This window comes from Burkholderia sp. LK4, assembly GCF_001043615.1.
Taxonomy (GTDB): domain Bacteria; phylum Pseudomonadota; class Gammaproteobacteria; order Burkholderiales; family Burkholderiaceae; genus Burkholderia; species Burkholderia cepacia.
Genome location: NZ_LDUL01000063.1, coordinates 11,383 through 33,514 on the forward strand (window position 1 = coordinate 11,383; position 22,132 = coordinate 33,514).

Annotated in this window: 24 protein-coding genes and 4 tRNA genes; 10 read left to right on the top strand and 18 right to left on the bottom strand. The window is 66.9% G+C overall.

Annotated features, from left to right (window positions below; genetic code table 11):
• Positions 1-33 precede the first annotated feature (33 nt).
• Positions 34-1,413 (bottom strand): alpha,alpha-trehalose-phosphate synthase (UDP-forming), encoded by a 1,380-nt coding sequence (gene otsA, locus VK92_RS28330; RefSeq protein WP_048022987.1) that lies wholly within the window; start codon positions 1,411-1,413, stop codon positions 34-36.
• Positions 1,410-2,162: a trehalose-phosphatase gene (gene otsB / locus VK92_RS28335; RefSeq protein WP_021163098.1), complete on the bottom strand. Its 753-nt coding sequence runs from the start codon at positions 2,160-2,162 to the stop codon at positions 1,410-1,412. Before otsB ends, otsA begins: the two co-directional genes overlap by 4 nt.
• Positions 2,163-2,444: 282 nt before the next feature.
• Between otsB and VK92_RS28340 the strand changes: the two genes are divergently transcribed.
• From VK92_RS28340 to VK92_RS28350, 3 genes are read left to right on the top strand one after another with little or no spacing between them, the layout of a single operon-like run.
• The gene (locus VK92_RS28340; RefSeq protein ID WP_048022986.1) at positions 2,445-3,080 is read left to right on the top strand and encodes an SCO family protein; all 636 of its coding nucleotides are present in this window, start codon (positions 2,445-2,447) and stop codon (positions 3,078-3,080) included.
• A gap of 14 nt (positions 3,081-3,094) precedes the next feature.
• Complete coding sequence (locus VK92_RS28345) at positions 3,095-3,541, top strand: copper chaperone PCu(A)C (protein WP_021163096.1); 447 nt, start codon at positions 3,095-3,097, stop codon at positions 3,539-3,541.
• Positions 3,542-3,551: 10 nt separating this feature from the next.
• Positions 3,552-4,421, top strand: coding sequence for a cytochrome c oxidase assembly protein (locus VK92_RS28350; RefSeq protein WP_021163095.1), 870 nt, complete (start codon positions 3,552-3,554; stop codon positions 4,419-4,421).
• A 27-nt stretch (positions 4,422-4,448) separates the two neighbouring features.
• Here VK92_RS28350 and VK92_RS28355 read toward each other — a convergent pair whose 3' ends face one another.
• Together VK92_RS28355 and VK92_RS28360 are read right to left on the bottom strand one after the other, a co-directional pair.
• The gene (locus VK92_RS28355; protein ID WP_021163094.1) at positions 4,449-4,934 is read right to left on the bottom strand and encodes a GNAT family N-acetyltransferase; all 486 of its coding nucleotides are present in this window, start codon (positions 4,932-4,934) and stop codon (positions 4,449-4,451) included.
• Between the two features lie 126 nt (positions 4,935-5,060).
• Positions 5,061-5,933 (bottom strand): pirin family protein, encoded by an 873-nt coding sequence (locus VK92_RS28360; RefSeq protein ID WP_027787992.1) that lies wholly within the window; start codon positions 5,931-5,933, stop codon positions 5,061-5,063.
• A gap of 109 nt (positions 5,934-6,042) precedes the next feature.
• On the opposite strand from VK92_RS28360, the gene VK92_RS28365 reads away from it, so the two are divergent.
• Both VK92_RS28365 and VK92_RS28370 read left to right on the top strand, forming a co-directional pair.
• A complete protein-coding gene (locus tag VK92_RS28365) occupies positions 6,043-6,960 on the top strand; it encodes a LysR family transcriptional regulator (RefSeq protein ID WP_048022983.1) in 918 nt (305 codons plus the stop codon).
• 102 nt (positions 6,961-7,062) lie between these two features.
• Entirely contained in the window at positions 7,063-7,566 is a 504-nt protein-coding gene (locus VK92_RS28370) for a GAF domain-containing protein (protein WP_021163091.1), read from the top strand.
• Between the two features lie 154 nt (positions 7,567-7,720).
• Here the strand turns inward: VK92_RS28370 and map are convergent, their stop codons facing one another.
• Positions 7,721-8,527: a type I methionyl aminopeptidase gene (gene map, locus VK92_RS28375; RefSeq protein WP_021163090.1), complete on the bottom strand. Its 807-nt coding sequence runs from the start codon at positions 8,525-8,527 to the stop codon at positions 7,721-7,723.
• Positions 8,527-8,763 carry a ParD-like family protein gene (locus tag VK92_RS28380; RefSeq protein WP_021163089.1) on the bottom strand — a complete coding sequence of 79 codons (237 nt, stop codon included), beginning with the start codon at positions 8,761-8,763 and terminating at the stop codon, positions 8,527-8,529. The genes map and VK92_RS28380 overlap by 1 nt, the downstream gene beginning before the upstream one ends.
• 153 nt (positions 8,764-8,916) lie before the next feature.
• Here VK92_RS28380 and VK92_RS28385 point away from each other — a divergent pair, with 153 nt between their 5' ends.
• Positions 8,917-9,537, top strand: coding sequence for a helix-turn-helix domain-containing protein (locus VK92_RS28385; RefSeq protein ID WP_048022982.1), 621 nt, complete (start codon positions 8,917-8,919; stop codon positions 9,535-9,537).
• A 58-nt stretch (positions 9,538-9,595) separates the two neighbouring features.
• Positions 9,596-10,144 carry a GNAT family N-acetyltransferase gene (locus VK92_RS28390; protein ID WP_048022981.1) on the top strand — a complete coding sequence of 183 codons (549 nt, stop codon included), beginning with the start codon at positions 9,596-9,598 and terminating at the stop codon, positions 10,142-10,144.
• Between the two features lie 115 nt (positions 10,145-10,259).
• Here VK92_RS28390 and VK92_RS28395 read toward each other — a convergent pair whose 3' ends face one another.
• The 7 genes from VK92_RS28395 to uvrC form a co-directional block, all read right to left on the bottom strand.
• Complete coding sequence (locus VK92_RS28395) at positions 10,260-10,703, bottom strand: GNAT family N-acetyltransferase (protein ID WP_042977606.1); 444 nt, start codon at positions 10,701-10,703, stop codon at positions 10,260-10,262.
• A gap of 170 nt (positions 10,704-10,873) precedes the next feature.
• Positions 10,874-10,947: transfer RNA gene (locus tag VK92_RS28400), tRNA-Cys, on the bottom strand.
• A gap of 100 nt (positions 10,948-11,047) precedes the next feature.
• A tRNA-Gly gene (locus VK92_RS28405) sits at positions 11,048-11,123 on the bottom strand.
• A 51-nt stretch (positions 11,124-11,174) separates the two neighbouring features.
• Positions 11,175-11,250 (bottom strand) — tRNA-Gly (locus VK92_RS28410).
• A gap of 53 nt (positions 11,251-11,303) precedes the next feature.
• Positions 11,304-11,379: transfer RNA gene (locus VK92_RS28415), tRNA-Gly, on the bottom strand.
• 137 nt (positions 11,380-11,516) lie between these two features.
• On the bottom strand, positions 11,517-12,104 hold the full coding sequence (gene pgsA, locus VK92_RS28420; protein WP_021163085.1) for a CDP-diacylglycerol--glycerol-3-phosphate 3-phosphatidyltransferase: 588 nt from the start codon (positions 12,102-12,104) through the stop codon (positions 11,517-11,519).
• A 90-nt stretch (positions 12,105-12,194) separates the two neighbouring features.
• On the bottom strand, positions 12,195-14,240 hold the full coding sequence (uvrC, locus tag VK92_RS28425; RefSeq protein WP_021163084.1) for an excinuclease ABC subunit UvrC: 2,046 nt from the start codon (positions 14,238-14,240) through the stop codon (positions 12,195-12,197).
• Positions 14,241-14,316: 76 nt separating this feature from the next.
• On the opposite strand from uvrC, the gene earP reads away from it, so the two are divergent.
• The 3 genes from earP (at position 14,317) to VK92_RS28440 (ending at position 17,842) form a co-directional block, all read left to right on the top strand.
• Positions 14,317-15,501 (top strand): elongation factor P maturation arginine rhamnosyltransferase EarP, encoded by a 1,185-nt coding sequence (gene earP / locus VK92_RS28430; protein ID WP_048022979.1) that lies wholly within the window; start codon positions 14,317-14,319, stop codon positions 15,499-15,501.
• A gap of 128 nt (positions 15,502-15,629) precedes the next feature.
• Positions 15,630-16,187, top strand: a complete 558-nt coding sequence (gene efp, locus VK92_RS28435; protein WP_011351421.1) for an elongation factor P — start codon at positions 15,630-15,632, stop codon at positions 16,185-16,187.
• Positions 16,188-16,456: 269 nt separating this feature from the next.
• Entirely contained in the window at positions 16,457-17,842 is a 1,386-nt protein-coding gene (locus VK92_RS28440) for a sigma-54-dependent transcriptional regulator (RefSeq protein ID WP_027788001.1), read from the top strand.
• 193 nt (positions 17,843-18,035) lie between these two features.
• Here VK92_RS28440 and nagZ read toward each other — a convergent pair whose 3' ends face one another.
• The 5 genes from nagZ to era all read right to left on the bottom strand — a co-directional run bounded on the left by nagZ (position 18,036) and on the right by era (position 22,077).
• The gene (gene nagZ / locus VK92_RS28445) at positions 18,036-19,064 is read right to left on the bottom strand and encodes a beta-N-acetylhexosaminidase (protein ID WP_021159684.1); all 1,029 of its coding nucleotides are present in this window, start codon (positions 19,062-19,064) and stop codon (positions 18,036-18,038) included.
• Positions 19,065-19,080: 16 nt separating this feature from the next.
• Positions 19,081-19,509, bottom strand: coding sequence for a holo-ACP synthase (gene acpS, locus VK92_RS28450; protein ID WP_021159685.1), 429 nt, complete (start codon positions 19,507-19,509; stop codon positions 19,081-19,083).
• 72 nt (positions 19,510-19,581) lie between these two features.
• On the bottom strand, positions 19,582-20,358 hold the full coding sequence (gene pdxJ, locus VK92_RS28455) for a pyridoxine 5'-phosphate synthase (protein WP_048022978.1): 777 nt from the start codon (positions 20,356-20,358) through the stop codon (positions 19,582-19,584).
• On the bottom strand, positions 20,355-21,191 hold the full coding sequence (gene recO, locus VK92_RS28460; RefSeq protein ID WP_021159687.1) for a DNA repair protein RecO: 837 nt from the start codon (positions 21,189-21,191) through the stop codon (positions 20,355-20,357). Before recO ends, pdxJ begins: the two co-directional genes overlap by 4 nt.
• Positions 21,178-22,077, bottom strand: coding sequence for a GTPase Era (era, locus tag VK92_RS42075; protein ID WP_048022976.1), 900 nt, complete (start codon positions 22,075-22,077; stop codon positions 21,178-21,180). Before era ends, recO begins: the two co-directional genes overlap by 14 nt.
• Between the last annotated feature and the right edge of the window lie 55 nt (positions 22,078-22,132).

The window sequence follows — 22,132 nt, forward strand, 5'->3', positions numbered from 1 at the left end:
TGCGGCTTTTTCATTTCCGGCGGGAGGTGTCGGTTACGCCTGCTGCAGATCGCGCAGGAAGTTGTCGCGCCACACCGACACGTTGTTCTCGCGAAGCTGCGCGATCATGTCGGTATAACGCGCGCGCCGCTCGGCGAGCGGCATCGTCAGCGCCTGCGACAACGCATCGGCCATCCCGTCGATATCGATCGGATTGACGATCAGCGCCCCCGTCAGCTCGCGCGCGGCGCCCGCGAAGCGCGACAGCACGAGCACGCCCGGATCGTCCGGATCCTGCGCGGATACGTACTCCTTCGCGACGAGGTTCATCCCGTCGCGCAACGGTGTCACGTAGCCGACCCGCGCGAGCCGGTACAGCGCCGCGAGCAGCTGGCGGTCGTACTGGCGATGGATATAGAGGATCGGTGCCCAGTCGAGCTCGGCGAAGCGTCCGTTGATGCGCCCCGACTCTCCTTCGAGCTGCAGGCGGATGTCCTGGTACGCGCGCAGCTCCGCTCGCGTCGACGGCGCGATCTGCAGGAACGACACGCGATTGCGATGCGACGGCTCGTGCTCGAGCAGCTTCTCGAACGCGCGGAAGCGCTCGACGAGCCCTTTCGAGTAATCGAGCCGGTCGACGCTCATGATCAGCTTGCGGCCACGCAGCGACGCCGCGAGCGTGCGCACCGCCTTGCCGTGCTCGCCGGCCTGCGCGAGCGCCGCGATCTCGTCCGGATGCACGCCGATCGGATACGCGGCCGCGCGCAGCGTCCGGCCGAATGCGCGCACCGTCACCAGGCGGCCGTCGCGCTCGATCACGCCGTCCGCTTCGGATTCGACGTAATCGCAGAATGCGCGCAGGTCGGGTTCGGTCTGGAAACCAAGCAGGTCGAACGCGCACAGCGACTCGACCAGGTCGCGATGCGGCGGCACGTTGACGAGCACCTGCGCGGCGGGAAACGGGATGTGCAGGAAGAAGCCGATGCGGTTCTTCACGCCGGCCGCGCGCAGCGCGCGCGCGAACGGGATCAGGTGATAGTCGTGCACCCAGATCACGTCGTCGTCCTGCAGCAGCGGCACGAGCTGCTGCGCGAGCCACACGTTCACGCGGCTGTAGCCTTCGAACTCGTGACGGTCGTACTGGATCAGGTCGGTGCGGTAGTGAAACGCGGGCCACAGCGTCGCGTTCGAGAAGCCGCGGTAATACTGGTCGTAGTCGCGCCGCGACAGGCCGATGGTCGCGAACGTGACCGGCCCGTGCTCCTCGACGCGAATCTGCGGCGCGCCGGACGCGACGACCTCGCCGCTCCAGCCGAACCACATGCCGCCCGTCTCCTTCAGCGCATCGTAGACACCGATCGCGAGGCCGCCTGCCGCCGGTTCGCCTTCCGAAATCGGTGCGACGCGGTTTGAAACGATGATGAGGCGACTCATGCGTGCGGCTGCCCCGCACCGAGCCAGTGCGCGATCTGCTCATGCAGCGCGTCGACCGAATCGAGCCGCATGCGGGCGGACGTCTCGCCCGCGCCGACCTTGATCGACAGGCCGCCGCGCGCGTTGACCACCGCGAAGCCCTTCTCGTCGGTCAGGTCGTCGCCCGCGAACAGCGGCACGCGGCCCGCGAACGGCGGCTCGTCGAGGAACGCGGCCAGCGCGCGCCCCTTGTCGACACCCTTCGGCTTGATCTCGAACACCATCTTGCCGGGCTGCAGCACATACGCATCGGCGTAGTCGGCGACGAGGCGCTCGGTGGCCGCGCGCGCAGCCGCCTCGCGCTCGGGCGCGTTGCGGTAATGCAGCGCAACGGCCGCACCCTTGATTTCGAGCAGCATGCCCGGATGACGGTCGACGACGGCCGCCAGCTCGCGCTCGATGCGCAGCAGGCGTTCGTCGTTGAAGCCGATGCGCTGCGTGTCGCCGTTCGCATCGCGGCGCTCCGCGCCGTGCAGGCCTGCGATCGGCAGGCCGGGCATCTTGAGGAACGCGTCGAGGTTGTCGATACCGCGCCCGGACACGACCGCGACCGCACCGTGCGAGCGGTGCCGCAGCTCGTCGAGCAGCGTCAGCAGCGACGGCGGAACGTGAATGCTGTCGGGCGTCGGCGCCAGTTCGACGAGCGTGCCGTCGAAGTCGAAGAAGAACGCGGTATCGGTCAGGGACAGGGAAGCCGGAACGGATTGCATCGATTCGATAGTCTGAGGGCCGGCCGGCAAACGCCGCACCGCCGCTGCGCGAATGGAATTGTGCGCATCTTACCGCGCCTGCGCACCGAGATGGGCGAAACCGGCGCATCGCCAGCCGCGCGCCGCCGATTGCGTCAACTGCGACATATTGCCCCGCTCGTCCGCCCCGTACGGGTTTCGAAAGGACGCGGGCGCGCGAATTGCGCTACAGTCGCAACCGCCTGCCGCGCGACGCCTGGCATCGCGCCGGCCGGTCACCTTTCCGTCCGATCGAGCCCCAGGATGTCGTCTGCCCGCCCAGCGCCGCACCGGCGCTTCTCCCGCTTCATCCGCACGGCCGCGGCCTTCGCCGCCGCCGTGGCGCTCGCCGCGTGCACGCACGACGAGCCGCGCTGGAACCTGACCAACGTCACCGGCCACCTGCCCGACCTGTCGTTCACGCTGACGGGCGGCGACGGCCATCCCATCGACGCCGATGCGTTCCACGGCCAGGTCGCGCTCGTCTACTTCGGCTACACGCACTGCCCCGACGTCTGCCCCGAAACGATGGCACGGCTGATGGAAGTGCTGGCGAAGCTCGGCCCGCAGGCCAACGACGTGCGCATCCTGTTCGTCTCGGTCGATCCTGCACGCGACACGCCGCAGGCGATGCAATCGTATGTCGCCGCGTTCGACGCCGCGCATGCGCGCGGCCTGACCGGCACCGACCGCCAGATAGAATCGCTCGCGAAGCGCTATCGCGTCGCGTACCAGATGGAACAGCGCGATCCGTCCGGCGGCTACGAAGTCACGCACAGCTCGGCCGTCTACATCTTCGACGCGACCGGCCGCGCCCGCCTGCTTGCGACCGACCGCGACTCGCCCGACGCCATCGCCGCCGATGTGCGCCGGATCATCGACACCGCCTCCACCACCTGAATTCCTCTCACGACATGAAGACGAAGACGACACTCAAGACGCTCGCCCTCCTCGCCGCGCTGTGCGCTGGCACCCACGCCTATGCCGCCGGTGCGATCACCGCGCAGAACGCATGGGTGCGCTGGCTGCCGAACAAGCTGCCGGCCGGCGGCTACGTGACGATCGTGAACACGGGCGACAAGCCGGTCGATCTCGTCGACGTCGACAGCCCCGACTACGGGATGGCGATGCTGCACCAGACCGTCTCGAACGGCTCGACGCAGAAGATGGAAATGGTCGACAAGCTGACGATCCCCGCACGCGGCAAGGTCGACATCGCGCCGGGCGGCTACCACTTCATGCTCGAGGAGCCGAAGCACGCGATCAAGCCGGGCGACACCGTGCATCTGCGCCTGAAATTCTCCGACGGCGAAACGGTCGATGCGCCGTTCGCCGTGAAATCGCCGGCCCAGGCGAAGTGATACGCGCGCGATGAACCTCCTGTACTGGCTCGATCCGTGGGAACCGTCGCCGACCGTGGTGATCGCGGTGCTCACCGCTGCCGTGCTGTTCGCGCGCGGCGTGAAGAAGGCGAAGGTGTCGCCGCTGCGGCAGTTCTCGTTCTGGTTCGGGCTGACGGCGCTCTACATCGCACTGCATACGCGGCTCGACTATTTCTTCGAGCACGAGTTCTTCCTGCACCGCGCGCAGCACCTCGTGCTGCACCACCTCGGGCCGTTCTTCATCGCGCTGTCCTATCCGGGCGCGGCAATTCGCGCGGGCATCCCGTTTCGCTGGCGGCAGCGCTTCGTGCGCCCCGCCCTCGCGTGGGCGCCCGTGCGCGCGACGCTCGACGTGGTATTCCATCCCGTCGTCGCGGTCGTGCTGTTCGTCGGGCTGATCTATTTCTGGCTGCTGTCGCCGATCCACTTCATCGCGATGCTCGACTGGCGTCTCTATCGCGTGATGAACTGGAGCATGGTGATCGACGGGCTGCTGTTCTGGTGGCTCGTCGTCGATCCGCGCCCCGCGCCGCCTGCCCGGCTGTCGCCGGGCCGCCGGATCCTGATCGTCGTCGCGGCGATCCCGCCGCAGATCGCACTCGGCGCGCTGATCTTCTTCACGCCGCACGAGCTGTATCCGATCTATTCGATCTGCGGCCGCGCGTTCACGTGGCTGAGCCCGCTGCGCGACCAGCAGATCGGCGGCCTGCTGCTGTGGATTCCCGGCTCGATGATGAGCGTGATCGGCGCGCTGATCGCGCTGCGGCACTGGCTGCGGCTGTCCGCCCGCGGCCGCCTGATCGGCGAACGGGCCGCGCAACGCGCGGACGCGCCGTCGGTCGCGCGCGCCGCGCACTGACTGCCGCGCGGCGCGGCGCGGTGCGCATTACGCGCGTGCGCTGCTCATCCACACGTGCGGGATGCCGTCCTCGTCGTGCACGTCCGAACTCGGCGTGAAGCCGAATGCCCCGTAAAAACGCTGCAAGTGGGCCTGCGCATGCAGGCTCACCGGCGTATCCGGCCACTGCGCGCGAATATGCTCGAGCGCGCGCGACAGCAGCCCGTTGCCCAGGCCGGCGCCGCGAAACGCGGCGGTCGTCAGCACGCGGCCGATGCGGACATCGGTGTTCTGCGCATCCGGCAACAGCACGCGCAGATAGCCGGCGAGGCGCCCGGCCGGATCGAATGCGGCCAGATGCCAGGCGGCCTGGTCCGCGTCGTCGATGTCGCGATACACGCAGTTCTGCTCGACGACGAACACGGCGCTGCGGGCTTCGAGGATCGAATAGACTTCGCGCGCCGTCAGCGCGTCGAAGGATTTCCAGCGCCAGTCGAGATCGGCGGCGCTCGGGGATGCGGCGGATGCGTTCATGGTCGGTCCTGATTCGGGCGCGCCGGCCGGCGCGCGGCAACCGTCGATTATGCCCCGAAGCGCACGCGCCGCGCGACCGGCCGCCCGCACCCGAAAAAAGGCCCCGCATAACGCGGGGCCTGTCCGTCATGCCGGCATCTGGCCGAAACGGCCGTTGTTGAAGTCCTCGATCGCGGTGCGGATCTCCGCTTGCGAGTTCATCACGAACGGCCCATACCCGACGACCGGCTCGTCGATCGGTTCGCCGCTCAGGATCAGCAGCTTCGCGTCGCCGTTCGCTTCGATCTCGACGTCGCTGCCGTCGCGGCCGAGCTGCACGAACTGCGCTTCGCGGGCGACCGTCTCGCCGTTCACCTGCACGGTACCGCTCAGCACGACCACCGCGAGCGTGCGCCCTTCGGCGACCGGGAACCGCGCATGGCCGCCGGCCACGAGCCGCACGTCCCATACGTCGATCGGCGTATGCGTGCGGGCCGGGCCGCGCCGCCCGTCGAGCTCGCCCGCGATGATCCGCGCACGCCCCGCGCCGTCCGGCAGCTCGACCACGGGGATGTCGGCATCCAGCAGCGTCTGGTAGCCGGGCGCCCCCATCTTGTCCCTGGCGGGCAGGTTCACCCACAGCTGGACCATCTCGAGCGGGCCGCCACGCTTCGTGAACCCTTCCGAGTGGAATTCCTCGTGCAGGATCCCGCTCGCGGCCGTCATCCACTGCACGTCACCCGGGCCGATCACGCCGCCCGCGCCGGTCGAGTCGCGGTGCGCGACCTCGCCGTCATAGACGATCGTCACCGTCTCGAACCCGCGGTGCGGATGCTGGCCGACACCGCGCGGCGCCGAGGCCGAGCCCGGCTCGAACGTGGCCGGGCCGGCGTAGTCGAGCAGCAGGAACGGGCTCAGATGCGCGCCGTGAGACTGGTAGCTGAACATCGAACGCACCGGGAAACCGTCGCCGACCCAATGGCCGCGCGGCGCACTGTACACACCCTGGATCTTCTTCATTGCCTTCTCCGAATTGCGGCGAAACACGTGTTTCGCATCCTGGACAGGAATATAGAGGTGGAACGATCGATCCGGTAGACTGCCAAAATTGCACTCAGCGTTCCATTTCATGAACGATAAAGCGCGGGATCTGAACGATCTCTATTATTTCGTGCAGGTCGTCGAACACGGCGGCTTCGCACCGGCCGGGCGTGCGCTGGACATGCCGAAATCGAAGCTGAGCCGCCGCATCGCGCTGCTCGAGGCGCGGCTCGGGATGCGGCTGATCCAGCGCTCGACGCGCCGCTTCACCGTTACCGACGTCGGCCAGACCTACTACGCGCATTGCCGCGCGATGCTCGTCGAGGCCGATGCGGCCGACGAGGCGATCGCGCTGCTGCACGACGAGCCGCGTGGCATCGTGCGCGTCAGTTGCCCGATCGTGCTGCTCGATTCGCTCGTCGGCGAGATGATCGCCGCGTTCATGGTCGCGTGCCCGCGCGTCGAGATTCATCTGGAAGCGACCAACCGGCGCGTCGACGTGGTCGGCGAAGGGATCGACGTCGCGATCCGCGTACGCCCGCCGCCGCTCGAGGACAGCGATCTCGCGCTGCGCGTGCTGGCCGAGCGCGGCCAGTGCCTCGTCGCGAGCCCCGCGCTGCTGCGCGAGCATGGCGCACCGGCCGTTCCCGCCGATCTCGCGCGCCTGCCGAGCCTCGATCACGGCGTCCCGCAGTCCACGCACGTGTGGCGGCTGCGCGGGCCCGACGGCGCGCATGCGGAAATCCACCACCTGCCGCGCTTTGTGACCGGCGGCATGCTCGCGTTGCGCGCGGCGGCCGTCGCGGGTGTCGGCATCGTACAGCTGCCGACGATGATGGTGCGCGACGAGGTCGCGCGCGGCGCGCTGGTAACCGTGCTGCCCGACTGGGCACCGCGCCGCGAGATCGTGCATGCGGTGTTCGCGTCGCGCCGGGGGTTGCTGCCTGCGGTGCGCGCGCTGCTCGATTTTCTGGCCGCGCGGTTTGCCGAACTCGAACCCGACTGAGCTTGCCGCGTCACGCGCAACCGCGCGCTGCAAACCGTGCGCGCGTGCCGTAGACTGCGGTACGCGCATCGCGCATCCCACAACCCTGATCGCTTTTCCGCCATGTTCACGCTGTCCAACGACCCCAACGCCTCCAAGGCCGATCAATACGCGACGCTCGTCGAGCAAGCACGCGCGCTCGTCGAATCCGAACGCGACCTGACCGCGAACGCGGCCAACTTCGCCGCGCTGGTCTACCACTCGCTCGACCGTCTCAACTGGGCCGGCTTCTACTTCTTCGACGGGACGGAGCTCGTGGTCGGGCCGTTCCAGGGCAAGCCCGCCTGCGTGCGGATCGCGCTCGGCAAGGGCGTGTGCGGCACGGCTGCGCAGACGCGCGAGACGCAGGTCGTGCGCGACGTGCACGACTTCCCCGGCCATATCGCGTGCGACGCCGCGTCGGAATCGGAAATCGTCGTGCCGCTGGTGGCCGGCGACGGCACGCTGATCGGCGTGTGGGACGTCGACAGCCCGGTCGCCGCGCGCTTCGACGAAGAAGACCGCCAGGGGATGGAGGCGCTCTGCCGCGTATTCGTCGAATCCGCATGGCAGAAGGCGCGCGGTTGAGCGGCGGCTGAGCCGCGTTCATCCACCGCGCGGCGCGCGGCAGGTCGCCGCGTTCACGCATGAATCGCGCCGCATGACCTCGAACGAAACGGGCCCCGCAAAGGAGCCCGTTTCACTGTGCCGCCGCACCGCCCTTTGCGGCGCACTTTACGCGTCAGGCAGCGTGCGTGCCGGACAGCGCCGGGGACGCTTGCGGCTTCACATCCTCGGTCAGCACCTCGAAGCCCGTTTCCGTCACCACGACCATGTGCTCCCATTGAGCCGACAGCGAATGGTCCTTCGTGACGACCGTCCAACCGTCCGCCAGCATGCGCGTATCGCGCTTGCCCGCGTTGAGCATCGGCTCGATCGTGAAGATCATCCCAGGCCGCAGCGGTACGCCGGTGCCCGGGCGGCCGTAGTGAAGCACCTGCGGCTCGTCGTGATAGACGTCGCCGATGCCGTGCCCGCAGTACTCGCGAACCACGCTGAATCCTTCGCGATGCGCGACCTGCTGGATCGCGTAGCCGACGTCGCCGAGCGTGGCACCCGGGCGTACCGCGCGGATGCCCGCATGCATCGCCTCATAGGTCGTCGCGACGAGGCGCCGCGCGAGTTCGTTCGGTTCGCCGACGAAATACATGCGGCTCGTATCGCCAAACCAGCCGTCCTTGATCACCGCGATGTCGAGATTCACGATGTCGCCGTCGCGCAACGGCCGCGACGTCGGGATACCGTGACACACCACGTGGTTGACCGACGTGCACAGCGTCTTCGGATAACCGTGGTAGCCGATGTTCGCCGGGATCGCGCCGAGCACGTCGACGATGTATTCGCGGCAGCGTGCGTCCAGTTCGTCGGTGGTGACGCCGGGCTTCACGTGCTCGGTGATCATCGTCAGTACCTGCGACGCCAGCTTCGCGGCTTCGCGCGACTTCGCGATTTCCGCCATGCCGCGGATCGGGATTTCTCGCTTCGCCATTACGCCACCTGCTCGATGCCGTGTTCGACCGGTTCCGCCGGCCCCGCGTCGCCGCCCCGTGCTTCGGCCTCGATCAGCATCCGGCAGATGTCGCCGTAGGACAGCGCCGGATTGAGTTCCGCCAGCATCCCGACGCGCAGCCAGTGCTCGGCCTGTGCGTTGATCGAGCGGCTCAGCGCCGTGCTGGTCGAGCGCAGCCGCTCGTGCATGTGCTCGGAAATCTTGATGATGCCCATATATCCCCAATTAAACGAAACGTAGTCGGTTCGTATATTACGCTGCGGTCGGCTGGCGGGCAAGCCATGCGGATTCCGTCGAGCCGTCGGCCGGCTGCCGGGCCGTCACCGGCGTTGACACCGAATTCCAGTTTGCTGGAAAATAAATCCACCATGAAAGAATCCGTCACCGCCGCGGCCGACGACACCGGCATCAACGAACGCATCGCCCGGCGCGTGCGCGACCTGCGCACCGTGCGAGGCTACACGCTCGATGCGCTGGCTGCGCGCTCCGGCGTCAGCCGTTCGATGATCTCGCTCATCGAACGTGCATCGGCCAGCCCGACGGCCGTCGTGCTCGACAAGCTGGCAGCCGGGCTCGGCGTGTCGCTGGCCGGGCTGTTCGGCGGCGACCAGGACGACGCGCCCGCGCAGCCGCTGGCACGCCGCGCGCAGCAGGCCGAATGGCGGGATCCGGCGTCCGGTTATGTGCGCCGCAACCTCTCCCCGGCTGGCTGGCCGTCGCCGATCCAGCTCGTCGAGGTGGATTTCCCGCCCGGTGCGCGCGTCGCGTACGACAGTGGCGGACGCGAAAGCGCGTTGCATCAGCAGGTGTGGATCATCAGCGGCCGCGTCGACGTCACGTTCGGCGAAACGCTTCACGAACTTCACGAAGGCGACTGCCTGGCCATGCGGCTCGACCAGCCGCTGATTTTCAGCAATCCGTCGCCGCACGCCGCACGTTATGTCGTCGTGATCTGCGATGCGTCCTCCGCCGGCGTGCGCAACCCCTGATGAACGCGTCGTCGCAGCAGCCGTGCGCGCGCCCCACTTACTGTCCACAGGAGTCCGTATGAATTCCCCGAAACAGCGCGAAGACGTGCGCCTGATCGATTGCAGCGAGGCCGAGCATGCGCCGGCCATCCTCGAGATCCTGAACGACGCGATCGCGAACTCGACCGCGCTGTACGACTACAAGCCGCGCCCGCCGGAAGCGATGGTCGCGTGGTTCGCGGCGAAACGTGCAGGCGGCTTCCCGGTCATCGGCGCGGTCGACGCGTCGGGCACGCTGCTCGGCTTCGCGAGCTGGGGCACGTTCCGCGCGTTTCCCGCTTACAAGTACACGGTCGAACACAGCGTGTACGTGCATCGCGACCAGCGCGGCCGCGGGCTTGGCGAAGTGCTGCTGCGCGAAGTCGTCCGGCGCGCGCGGGAAGCGGAAGTACACGTGCTGGTCGGCTGCATCGATGCGGCCAACGCGGGGAGCATCGCACTGCATGCGAAGCTGGGATTCGTGCATTCGGGCACGATCAAGGAAGCGGGCTTCAAGTTCGGCCGCTGGCTCGATGCGGCGTTCTATCAGTTGACGCTCGACACGCCTGCGCAGCCGGTGGACGGCTGAGCGGATGTCGCGACGGACAAGCGGCATCGCATGACCGAAGCCCGTTCGAGAATCCCGCTGCATCTGCCGAAATCAAAAAGCCCGCTCGCAGCGGGCTTTTGTTTTCAAACACGCGCTACGTGCGCATTTTCCTGGAAAGACGCTGCCCGTCGCGCGCGAAACCGTGATGCGCGTAAAAACGGTGGGCGTCCGGACGTTGGTCACCACTCGTCACCTCCAGCTTCACACATCGGCCGCGCTCGAACCAACGTTGCGCGTCCGCCATCAGCGCACCGCCGATTCCGCATCCCCGGTGACGCTCGTCGACGACCAAACTCGTGATGCGCCCGAGATTCCCGGGTGCGTGAAAGAGCGGAAGGATGTGCAGGCTGATACTGCCGACAATCTCGCCATTCAGAATCGCCACGCAGACCCGGTCACTCGGCTTGTCGGCCAGCGACAGCAATTTTTCATGGATCAGCGCGGGCGTGACGTCATATCCGAGCTGGCGCAACAGCCTCGCGATTGCGGCGCAATCGGAAAGCCGCGCGTCCCTCGTTTCGGGCTCCGGGGTGTTCAATCCGCCTCACCAGGTTTCTGCATCGACAGCCTCGACGTTTCGCGCAGGGTCCAAACGCCCGCGGGTCGCGTCATGCTACCGCATCCATCCCGCCCGTCTCACGAGCCATCTCCGCAACGGGCGTGGAAAAAAGAAAAGCCCCGCCGAAGCGGGGCTTTTCTTTTCCTACCTGGAGGCGCGAGCCGGAGTCGAACCGGCCTAAACGGCTTTGCAGGCCGCTGCATAACCGCTTTGCTATCGCGCCAAAAGCGGACTGTCCGGATGCCGTGAGGCAAGAGACAGATTTTTTATTCGAGGACCGGAGGTCCATCAAATAAAAAGGGAAGCGTGGCTTCCCCATTACTTGGAGCGGGAGACGAGTCTCGAACTCGCGACCTCAACCTTGGCAAGGTTGCGCTCTACCAACTGAGCTACTCCCGCATTGTCCTGCACCTGCAGCGCTTTGCCGTACCACACGCTGCCAGAAAAATCTGGAGCGGGAGACGAGTCTCGAACTCGCGACCTCAACCTTGGCAAGGTTGCGCTCTACCAACTGAGCTACTCCCGCATGTGTCCTGCATCTGCAGCGCTTTGCCGTACTACACGCTGCCAGAAAAAATCTGGAGCGGGAGACGAGTCTCGAACTCGCGACCTCAACCTTGGCAAGGTTGCGCTCTACCAACTGAGCTACTCCCGCATGCTGCTGCTTCCCCGTCACACACTTACTTCGTCGTGCAGCGGAGAAGCGAGATTATGTCGAAGGCACATTCGTGTGTCAAGGGCTTTTCCAGCCCTTTTTCCAAAAAACCTGCTCGACCGAACGCGTGACACGCATCACGCGCCGCCGCGCTCGCGAATTTGCGGCCACGCGAGCTTCATGTAGTACAGCATCGACCAGATCGTCAGCACCGCCGCGAGATACATCAGCCACTCGCCCCATACGCGCGTATCGATCGTGGCGATGCCGAGCGGCAGTGGCCCGTAGAACAGCAGCATCGGAATCGCGACCATCTGGCACGCGGTCTTGAACTTGCCGAGCTGATTCACCGCCACGCTCTTCGACGCGCCGATCTGTGCCATCCATTCGCGCAGCGCCGAAATCGCGATCTCGCGGCCGACGATCACGAGCGCGATCGCTGCATCGACGCGCGAAATCTGCACGAGGATCAGCAGCGCCGCCGTCACCATCAGCTTGTCCGCGACCGGATCGAGAAAGGCGCCGAACGACGACGTCTGGTTCCACTTGCGGGCTAGAAACCCGTCGAACCAGTCGGTCAGCGCCGCGAGAATGAAGATCGCCGCCGCCGCGAGGTTGCGGTGCGCGCCGCCCATCACCGTGTCCGGCAGATAGAACACGCCGACGACGAGCGGGATCAGCACGATCCGTACCCACGTCAGGAAAATCGGGAAATTGAACGGCATGGCATGCGGGACAGTAAAGGATTCGCAATTGTGCCGTGTCGACCGGCCTGCCACAAGAACGCTGGCGAGGCAGCCGGCCGCACGGCCGCGTCAGTGAAGCTGCTTGTAGATCTGCTCGGCGAGCGCGTGCGAGATGCCCTCGACGCTCGCGAGTTCCTCGACGCTCGCGGCCACCACGCCGCGCAACCCGCCGAACCGCGCGAGCAGCCGCTGCCGGCGCTTCGCGCCCACGCCTTCGAGTTCCTCGAGCCGCGACGTCTGGCGCGCCTTCGCCCGCTTCGCGCGCATGCCGGTGATCGCGAAGCGATGCGCCTCGTCGCGAATCTGTGCGACGAGCATCAGCGCGGCGCTCTCCTTGCCGAGTTCGAGCGGCGTGCGGCCGTCCGCGAACACGAGCGTCTCGAGGCCGACCTTGCGCCCCTCGCCCTTCGCGACGCCGACCAGCATCGACGTATCGAGGCCGAGCTCGGTGAACACCTGGCGCGCGATTTCGACCTGACCCTTGCCGCCGTCGATCAGCACGATGTTCGGCAGCAGGCTCGACGCCTCGGCCTGGCGCGTCGACTCGCCGTCGATGCCGGCCGCTTCGTCGACAGCCGCCGCCTGGGCCGCCTGCTCGACCATCTTCTCGTAGCGGCGCGTGAGCACCTGCCGCATCGCCGCGTAGTCGTCGCCCGGCGTGATCCCGGTGATGTTGTAGCGGCGGTACTCGCCCGACTGCATCTTGTGATGGTGGTAGACGACGCACGACGCCTGCGTCGCCTCGCCCATCGTATGGCTGATGTCGAAGCATTCGATCCGCAGCGTCGCGAGATCGTCGCATTCGTAGCTGAGCGTTTCCGCGAGCGCGCGCGTGCGCGCCTGCTGCGAGCCCTGCTCGGACAGCAGCCGCATGAGCGCGATCTGCGCATTCTGTTCGGCCATCGACAGCCACGCGCGCCGCTGCCCCTGCGGCTGCCGCACCAGCGACACCTTGTGGCCGGCCTGCTCGGACAGCAATTCGAGCAGGTCGCGGCTCGCGGGCGCATGGCTCACGACCAGCACGGGCGGCACGCGATTGCCGAGATAGTGCTGAGCGATGAACGCGTCGAGCACCTCGGCCTCGACCGACGCCGCCGCGTCGCCGCGCGCGCGGCCGGATTCTTCGGCGGGCAGGTCGGGTAATGCGTCGGCCGGTGCATCGGCAGGCGCGGTGGCCGCCTCCGCCAGTTCGGACTCGTCGCCGAGACCGCCTTCGGCGAGCGTCAGCGCGCTTTCGACGTGCGTCGGGAAATACGCCTTGTCGCCGAGATGCCGGCCGCCGCGCACCATCGCAAGGTTCACGCACACGCGCCCGCCCTGCGCGACCACCGCCAGGATGTCGACGTCGCTGTCGCTGCCGACCTCGATCGCCTGCTGGTGCAGCACCGTCGCGAGCGAGCTCATCTGGTTGCGCACGGCCGCCGCCTGCTCGAATTTCAGCTCGGACGCGAACGCGTGCATCTTCTGCTCGAGCTCCTTCATCACTTCGGACTGCCGGCCGAGCAGGAAACGCGCGGCGTTCGACACGTCGATCGCGTAATCCTCGTCGGAGATCGCGCCGACGCACGGCGCCGTGCAGCGCCCGATCTGATGCAGCAGGCACGGCCGCGTGCGGTTGTTGAAGACCGAATCCTCGCAGGTACGCAACTGGAACACGCGCTGCAGGATCTGGATGCTCTCGCGCACGGCCCAGGCGCTCGGGAACGGCCCGAAATACTGGTTCTGCTTGTCGACCGAGCCGCGGTAATAGGCCATGCGCGGAAAGCGGTGTGCGGTGAGCTTCAGGTACGGATACGACTTGTCGTCGCGAAACAGGATGTTGTAGCGCGGCGCGAGCGCCTTGATCAGGTTGTTCTCGAGCAGCAGCGCTTCGGCCTCCGAACGCGTGACGGTCGTCTCGATGCGCGCGATGCGTGTGACCATCATCGCGATGCGCGGCGACAGCTGCGTCTTCGTGAAATAGCTCGATACGCGCTTCTTCAGGTCGCGTGCCTTGCCGACATAGAGCACGGCGCCCGTCGTGTCGTAATAGCGATAGACGCCCGGCATGTGCGGCAACTGCGCAAGGATCTTCTTCGGTTCGAACGGGGTATCGGGAGCTTCAGGGGATGTCATGCGTGATCCGGGCGCCTTGTAACGCGGAACGGGTCTATTAGAATCGCCAGTTTAGAGCATTCACCGGCCCGCTTCGATGCCACGCACCACCGCTTCCCCCCTGCCCGCCGCGCCGGGCGAACCGATCGCCTGCGACCTCTTCTGCACCGTGATCGACAATTTCGGCGACATCGGCGTCTGCTGGCGCCTTGCGCGCCAGCTCGCGCACGAGCACGGCTGGCAGGTTCGCCTGTTCATCGACGACCTGCGCACGTTCTCGCGCCTGCTGCCTGGCGTCGATCCCGACGCGGGTCGGCAGACGGTCGACACGATCGTGGTCGAGCACTGGCATGCGGAAGTCGGCGACGCGCTGGAGATCGCCGATGTCGTGATCGAAGCGTTCGCGTGCGAGTTGCCCGGCGCGTATCTCGCGGCGATGGCGCGTCGCGCGCGCCGCCCCGTGTGGATCAACCTCGAATACCTGAGCGCCGAGGACTGGGTCGCCGACTTCCATCTGCGCCCGTCGCCGCATCCGCGCTACTCGCTGCTGAAGACGTTCTTCTTCCCCGGCCTGTCGGCCGGCACCGGCGGCGTCCTGAAGGAGCACGACCTCGATTCGCGCCGCACGGCCTTCGAAGCCGACGCGGCGGCGCGCGACGCATGGTGGCGGCGCGCGACCGGCGGCGCGCCGCCGGCCGCCGGCACGACGGTCGTCAGCCTGTTCGCGTACGAGAATCCCGCCGTCGACGCGCTGCTCGCGCAGTGGCGCGACGGCCCGTCGCCGGTCGTCGCGCTCGTGCCGGCCGGCCGCGTGTCGCCTGCCGTCGCGCGTTTTTTCGGGGTCGAGTCGTTCGACGCGGGCACGCATGCGCACAGCGGCAACCTGACGGCTCACGGGCTCGCGTTCGTCCCCCAGGCTGACTACGATCCATTGCTGTGGGCGGCCGACATCAATTTCGTGCGCGGCGAGGATTCGTTCGTCCGCGCGCAGTGGGCACGCAAGCCGTTCGTGTGGCACATCTATCCGCAGGCCGACGACGTGCACCTGCCGAAGCTCGACGCCGCGCTCGCGCACCTGTCGGCCGGCCTCGCCGACGCGCCGCGCGCGGCGCTCGAGCGGTTCTGGCATGCCTGGAACGGCGCCGGCACGCCCGACTGGGCGGATTTCTGGCAGCACCGCGCCGCACTGGACGCCAACGCGGCCCGCTGGGCCGATGCGCTCGCGGCCGTCGGCGATCTCACGGGAAAGCTGGCGGAATACGCAAAATCTCAGTTAAAATAAGCGGTTATCCGACGGCCGACCACGCAAGCGCTTGCTTTTGGCGCCCACCGGAACGCGTCTGCTTGGCGCCTCACCCGTTGTGCAACGCTCAGGCACCTATTTATTTGATTTGATCAGGACAGTTTTTTATGAAAACCGCACAGGAACTCCGCGTAGGCAACGTCGTGCAGATCGGCAGCGACGCATGGGTCATCGCCAAGGCTGAATACAACAAGTCGGGCCGTAACTCCGCCGTCGTCAAGATGAAGATGAAGAACCTGCTGACGAATGCAGGCCAGGAAGCGGTCTACAAGGCTGACGACAAGTTCGACGTCGTCGTGCTCGACCGCAAGGAAGTGACGTATTCGTACTTCGCCGACCCGATGTACGTGTTCATGGACGCCGACTACAACCAGTTCGAAGTCGAAGCCGAAATGATGGGCGAAGCGCTGAACTACCTCGAAGACGGCATGGCTTGCGAAGTCGTGTTCTACAACGAGAAGGCGATCTCGGTCGAACTGCCGACGGTCCTCGTTCGCGAGATCACCTACACGGAACCGGCAGTCAAGGGCGACACGTCGTCGGGCAAGGTGCTGAAGAACGCCAAGCTCGCAACGGGCTTCGAACTGCAAGTGCCGCTGTTCTGCAACACCGGCGACAAGATCGAAATCGATACGCGCACGAACGAATACCGCAGCCGCGCGTAATCGCCAGCGATGCCCGCATCGAACAAAGCGCCCTTCGGGGCGCTTTTTGTTTGTCTTGCGCCAACAAGCGAGCGCGGGCAAGGCTCATGTAAAGCACAAAATCCACCGGTAAAGATATTCAATTTGTATCATCGGTAACTGTTTTATAGCGCCGGAGAAATAATGCTCGTTACGCGTTCAGCGGGGCATAAAATCAGTTTTTAATCTGACATGCGGCTGCGGCCCAGATGACCGACAGCCCGCCTCTCTTGACTCGACTCGCGTCCACCATGCCACACGCCCTGATTGTCGAAGACGATCCCAACAGTCTGTCCGGTCTCACCGCGCTGCTCGCCGCGGACGGCTTCTCGGTCGACACGGCCACGTCGCTCGCCGAAGCGCGCACGGCGCTCGGCCGCTCGATTCCCGATGTCGTGCTCGTCGACCTGAACCTGCCGGACGGCAGCGGGTTCGACCTGCTCCAGCACCTGCCGCAGCAACAGCCGAACGGCTCGCTGCCCGTCATCGTGCTGACGGGCAATGCGACGGTCGAGAGCGCCATCGAGGGCCTGCGTCACGGTATCTGGGACTACCTGCTGAAGCCGATCAACATTCCGCGCCTGCGCAGCCTGCTCGCGCGGATCCCCCGCCCGTACGAACTGATCGACGAAGTGCAGTCGTTGCGCGCATCGCTGCGCCATCTCGGCCGCTTCGGCGCGCTGGTCGGCCGCAGCGACGCGATGCAGCACGTGTACGACATGATCGAGCACAACGCGCGCACCGAAACGGCCGTCCTGTTCTCCGGCGAAGCCGGTACCGGCAAGAAGCTGGCCGCGCGCACGCTGCACGACCTGAGCCGGCGCCGCAAGGGGCCGTTCGTGTCGTTCGACTGCAGGACGATCGCGCAGGCCGGCCGGCACGGCGCATCGCTCGACAGCGTACTGTTCGGCCATGAGCGCGGCGCGTTCGACGGCGCCGAGCGCCGCGAATCGGGCCTGTTCGAGCAGGCCGGCGGCGGCACGCTGTTCCTCGACGAAATCACCGCGCTGCCGCTCGTGCTGCAGGAAGCGCTGCTGCATGCACTCGATTCGCAGAATTTCATGCGGATCGGCGGCACGAGTTCGATCACGAGCGATTTCCGGCTGATCGCGACCACGCGCCGCCCGGCGCGCGAAGCGGTCGCGAACGGTACGCTGCGCGAGGATCTGTGGTTGCGCCTCGACGCGGCGTCGATCACGATGCCGCCGCTGCGCGAGCGCGACGGCGATGCACTCGCGATCGGCGACGCGCTGATCGACGAGCTGAACCGCGAAGCGCGCGCAACCGGCCGCAGCACGACCGACAAGCGCGCGGCACCGGGCTTCGTGCGCGAATGCCTGTCCTACGAATGGCCGGGCAACGTGCGCGAACTGCAGGAACGCGTGCGCTTCGCGTACGACGCATCGGGCGATTTCATCGAGACGCTGCGCGCGGGCGAGCCGAGTTTCTCGGCCGGCGCCGCGCTGAACGGCAGCAGCGTGCAGATCAAGGTCGGCACGCCGCTGTCCGACGTCGAGGATCTGCTGATCCGCGCGACGCTCGATGCGGTCGGCGGTACGCGCCACCGCGCGGCCACGCTGCTCGGCATCAGCCCGAAGACGCTGTACAACAAGCTGCAGCGGATGAAGGTGAACTGAGCGGGCGTCGATGCTTGCAGGCACTGGCGGAGTCAGACCGTTAGTTGCGCCAAGAGCATCACCGTCCCGGCCCGCTTGACTCGTGACGCTACCCGTTTCGCACTTGCAGTAACCCATGAAAAAGCCGCGCAGTTGCGCGGCTTTTTGTTTCGGCGACCGGGGAATGGCACACGTCGCGCCATCCCCTCCCCGCTCATGCCAGTGCGCTGCTCAACAGCGCCTGCGCCTGCAGGTATTCGGGCTGCGCGATCAGCTTGTCCCACTTCGGTGCCTTGCCGCGCGCGCGCATCCGCTTGAGGCGTCGCACCGACTCGTCCGTTGCCCGCGCCTTCAACCCGTTCAGCACGACCTCGGCCGCGTCCGGCTGGTTGCAGACGAGCACCATGTCGCAGCCGGCAGCGAGCGCGGCGTCGGCCGCCTGCGTGAGCGTACCGCCTTCGCGCGCCGCTTCCATCGACAGGTCGTCGCTGAAGATTGCGCCGGTGAAGCCGAGCCGCCCGCGCAGGATGTCCTGCAGCCACACGCGCGAGAAACCGGCCGGCCGCTTGTCGACTTGCGTGTAGATCACGTGCGCGGGAATCACCGCGGACAGCGACAAGCCGAGCCAGTCGTAAGGCGCGACGTCCTGCTTGAGGATTGCATCGAGCGTGCGGTCGTCGGTCGGCAGCGCGACGTGCGAGTCGGCCTCCGCGAAACCGTGCCCCGGGAAATGCTTGCCGCAGTTCGCCATCCCGGCGAGCGACAGCCCATGGTTCAGGCTCTTCGCGAGCAGCGTGACGACGCGCGCATCGCGATGGAACGCGCGATCGCCGATCACTTTCGAGTGCCCGTAATCGAGGTCGAGCACGGGGGTGAAACTCATGTCGATCCCGCATGCGCGCAATTCCGCGGCCAGGATATAGCCGACGGCCGTCGCGACCTTCGTCGCGAGCAGCACGTCGCGATCCCACAGCTCGCCGAGGCGCCGCATCGCGGGCAGCACGGTGAAGCCGTCGGTGCGGAAACGCTGCACGCGCCCGCCTTCGTGATCGACGGCGATCAGGATGTCTTCGCGCACCGCGCGGATCGAGTCGGTCAGCGCGGTCAGTTGCGCACGGTTCTGGAAGTGCCGCGCGAACAGGATCACGCCGCCGGTATTCGGATGCGCGAGGCGCCGCGCATCGTCGCGCGACAGGGCCGTGCCGACGACGTCGAGCATGACCGGGCCGGGAGTCGTTTTCATCGAATCGGGAATTCCGTCAGGAGGAGGTTCGGGAAACAGGGGCAGGCGCGGCGTCCGTCTCGGCGATCACGAACGACACCGCGTAGTCGCGCTCGTCGCTGACCGTCACGCGCGCCGTGATGCCGCGGGCGGCAAGCCAGTCGGCCAGCTCGCCCGACGCGACCACGTACGGCTCACCGCTCGGGTGGTTGAGGGTCTGCAGCGCACGCCACGTCATCGGCCAGTGCATGCCGAGCCCGATCGCCTTCGAGAACGCTTCCTTCGCGGAAAAGCGCGTCGCGAGGAACGCGATGCCGCGCGCCTCGGAGCGGGCGCGGCGCGCATGGAACACGCGCAGTTCGTCGGGGCCCAGCACCTTCTCGGCAAACCGGCCGCCCGTGCGTTCGAGCACGGCCGCGACGCGGCTCACCTGTGCGATGTCGGTACCGATGCCGTAGATCGCCATGTCAGTACGCGCCGGTGTGGCCCGGCTGGGCCGGGTCACGCATGACGTGCGATGCGCAGCGGCCTTTCATCTTCACCGCGCGCCGCCATGCAGCGCGGCAACGCGTGCGGCGACCATGATCGCCTTCATTTCGCGCACCGCGTTGTCCCAGCCCGCGAAAATCGCGTGGGCGACGATCGCATGGCCGATGTTCAGCTCGACGATGCCGTCGATCGCGGCGATCTGCTGCACGTTCGTGTAGTGCAGCCCGTGACCGGCATTGACCTTCAGGCCGAGCTGCGCACCGGCCTGTACGCCCGCGACGATGCGCTCGTATTCGCGCTGCTGCCCGGCTTCGTCGTGCGCTTCGGCATAACGGCCCGTATGCAGCTCGATCACCGGCGCGCCTGCTTCGTGCGCGGCACGGATCTGCGTCTCGTCCGGGTCGATGAACAGCGACACGCGCACGCCCACGTCGGCAAGCTGCTTGCACGCCGAACGCACGGCCTCGAAGCGGCCGGCGACATCGAGACCGCCTTCGGTCGTCAGTTCCTCGCGCTTCTCGGGCACGAGGCACGCGTCGTGCGGGCGCACTTCGCAGGCGATATCGAGCATCTCGGCCGTCACCGCGCATTCGAGATTCATGCGCGTCTTCAGCAGCGGGCGCAGCTTGCGCACATCCGCATCGACGATGTGGCGGCGATCCTCGCGCAGATGCAGCGTGATCGCGTCGGCGCCGGCTTCCTCGGCGGCGAGCGCCGCGCGGATCGGATCGGGATAGGTCGTGCCGCGCGCATTGCGCAGCGTCGCGACGTGGTCGATGTTCACGCCGAGGTCGATGGCGGTGGGCGTTGTCAGGAAGAAGCTCATAGGTTTTGCAGGTCGATCAGGATCTGACGCGTGGCAAGCGGCGTACCGCCGAGATAGGTGTTCAGCAGGAAGCGCATCAGCGTCTTGCTTTGCGCAACCGTCTGGGCTCGATGGTAATCGTCCTGCTCCATGTCGAGCAACGTCTGCCCGGAAATGACCGGCCAGTGCGACGGAACTTCGTCGTCCGCGTTGCGCACGCCCCGCTCGGGATCGAACACGTAGCGGCGGTCAGGCTCGACCGCGCGGCGCGCGACCGTGCGGTTCAGCGCCATCGCGTAGCCGGTCTCGCGCAACAGCACGCGCTCGAACGAGCGCAGTACCTGCACCGCGGGCTCGCCGTGGGCGAGGCGCGTGAGGGTCAGCACGTAGTGGTTGAAGAGCGGCGGCTGGGGATCCTCGCGCGCGCAGAATTTCACGAGCAGCTCGTTCGCGTAGAAGCCGCACAGCAGCCCGTCGCCGCCGAGCGGCAGCATCCCGCCGACCCACTCGGCGCCCGTCAGCGTGCGCACCTCGGATTTGCCCGACCACGACAGCAGCAGCGGCTGGAAAGTCTGCAGTACACCGCGCAGCGCGGAGTGCGGGCGCTTCGCGCCCTTCGCAACGAGCGCGAGCCGGCCGTGATCGCGCGTCAGCACGTCGACGATCAGGCTCGTTTCACGATACGGGTAACTGTGCAGCACGAACGCCGGCTGCTCGGCGACGCGGAAATCGGACGTGCGAGACGTCGCGCGCCGCGCCTTGCGCGGCGGTTCGGGCGGTGCCGGCAGCGGCGCGTCGTTCGCGCCGGCCGTCACCGCGTCTTCGGTCGACGTCAGTGCGTCATTCGTACCCATAGGCACGCAGCCCCGCCTCGTTGTCGGCCCAGCCGCTCTTCACCTTCACGAAGGTCTCGAGGTACACGGGGCCGTCGAACAGCTTCTCCATGTCCATCCGCGCCTCGGTGCTGATCTGCTTGAGCTTCTCGCCCTTCTTGCCGATCACCATCGCCTTGTGCGAATCGCGCTCGACGAGGATCGTCGCGAAGATGCGCTTCAGGCGCCCTTCCTCCTCGAACTTGTCGATCAGCACGGTGCTCGTGTACGGCAGTTCGTCGCCGGTCCAGCGGAACACCTTCTCGCGCAGGATTTCGGCGGCGAGGAAACGCGAGCTGCGGTCGGTCAGCTCGTCCTCGCCATAGATCGGCTCGCCTTCCGGCAGGTACAGCTTGATCGTGTCCAGCAGGCGCTTGATGTCTTCCGGACGCTGCGCCGACAGCGGCACGAGCTCGGTGAATTCGCGCAGCGTGCTCATCTGCTGCATGAACGGGAACAGCGACGCCTTGTCGGTCACGCGGTCGATCTTGTTCGCGATCAGCAGTGTCGGCATGCCCGGCGGGATCAGGTCGAGCACCTTCTGGTCGTCGGGGCCGAAGCGGCCGGCCTCGATCACGAACAGGATCACGTCGACCGACGTGAGCGTCGACGTGACCGCGCGGTTCAGCGAACGGTTCAGCGCGGTGCTGTGGCGGGTCTGGAAACCCGGCGTGTCGACGAACACGAATTGCGCGTCGTCGAACGTATTGATGCCGGTGATGCGGTGGCGGGTCGTCTGCGCCTTGCGCGACGTGATGCTGATCTTCTGGCCGACGAGTGCGTTCATCAACGTCGACTTGCCGACGTTCGGGCGGCCCACGATCGCGATCATGCCGCAACGGAAACCGGTAGGAGCGGGAGTGTTCATATCGTTTGGGAGACAGGTTCGGAAACGGCCGCGCGGCGCGCGGCACGATCGATGG